Origin of the sequence: Mesorhizobium sp. M4A.F.Ca.ET.022.05.2.1 (assembly GCF_003998845.1) — a bacterium.
GTDB lineage: Bacteria > Pseudomonadota > Alphaproteobacteria > Rhizobiales > Rhizobiaceae > Mesorhizobium.
Map to the genome: position 1 here is coordinate 1 of NZ_RZOJ01000745.1, position 1,110 is coordinate 1,110.

Annotated in this window: 2 protein-coding genes; one reads left to right on the plus strand and one right to left on the minus strand. The window is 63.1% G+C overall.

Annotation, left to right across the window (positions count from 1 at the left end; genetic code table 11):
- A partial coding sequence (locus EN745_RS35080) for a tRNA-dihydrouridine synthase (RefSeq protein WP_145992341.1) occupies nt 1–487 on the minus strand: 487 nt, incomplete at its 3' end.
- 233 nt (nt 488–720) lie between these two features.
- Between EN745_RS35080 and EN745_RS35085 the strand changes: the two genes are divergently transcribed.
- The coding region (locus tag EN745_RS35085; RefSeq protein ID WP_148669382.1) for a 2-C-methyl-D-erythritol 4-phosphate cytidylyltransferase at nt 721–1,110 on the plus strand (390 nt) is incomplete at its 3' end.

Below are 1,110 nucleotides of genomic sequence, written 5' to 3' on the forward strand. Positions count from 1 at the left end.
GCATAGGCGCGTTGAGCGCGCTTTCGTCCCAGCCAAGCCGCATCTTCACGGTCACCGGTACCTCGACGGCGCCGACCACCGCCTCGATCAGCGACAGCGCGTGATCGAGATCGCGCATCAACGCTGAGCCAGCATAGCCGCCCGTCACCTTCTTGGCCGGGCAGCCCATGTTGATATCGATGATGTCGGCGCCCTCGCCCGCGGCGATCCGGGCGCCTTCGGCCATGTGCGCCGCCTCGCGGCCGGCAAGCTGGACCATGTGGATCGGCAGCCCGGAATGGCGGATTCGCAGGTCGCAGCCGGCCCTGCCTTTGGCAAGCTCTCCGCTCGCCACCATTTCCGACACGACCAGCCCGGCACCATGCCGATGGGCGCGCTGCCGGAACGCCTCGTCGGTTATTCCCGACATCGGCGCGAGGAAGACACGATTACGGATTATCACGCCGCCAATGTCGAGCGGCAGAGCCAATTTGGTCAATTCGGGCATGCACAAAAACCAAGCATATCGGATTGCTGCACATTCTCTAGCCAGTAGCAAGGCAATGTGCAACGCGCAATGACGTCAAATCAAGGCGCATTTGGGAAAAAGCTGGCCTTCGGCCAGCAAAGCGCAATGCGTCGTTCGGGATAAGCAAAGGTCGCTTTGGAATTCACAATTGGCGCACGATCTTTTCCGAAAACCGATTACACTTTTGCGGATCGTGCGCTAAGCCAATCGCAATGACTGACGCAAGCGAAAATCAGGCTTCGGGCGCCGATGACAAGGTCGCGGTGGTTATCGTAGCGGCCGGGCGCGGCGCGCGCGCCGGGCAAGCCAATGGACCGAAGCAATATCAACGCATCGGCGGCCGCGCCGTCATCGCGCGCACCTTGGAGACATTCCTCTCTCACCCGAGGACCGGTCCGGTCGTGGTGGCCATTCACGCCGACGACGGCGAGCTTTTCCGAAAGGTCGCGGGTGCGGATGCGGACCGTGTCATCACGGTCACCGGCGGCGATTCGCGCCAGGCCTCTGTCAGGCTGGGTCTGCTGGCGCTCAGGGATGCCGCGCCAGGCCGCGTGCTCGTCCATGACGCCGTACGCCCCTTTGTCGACGCCGGACTCATCGAC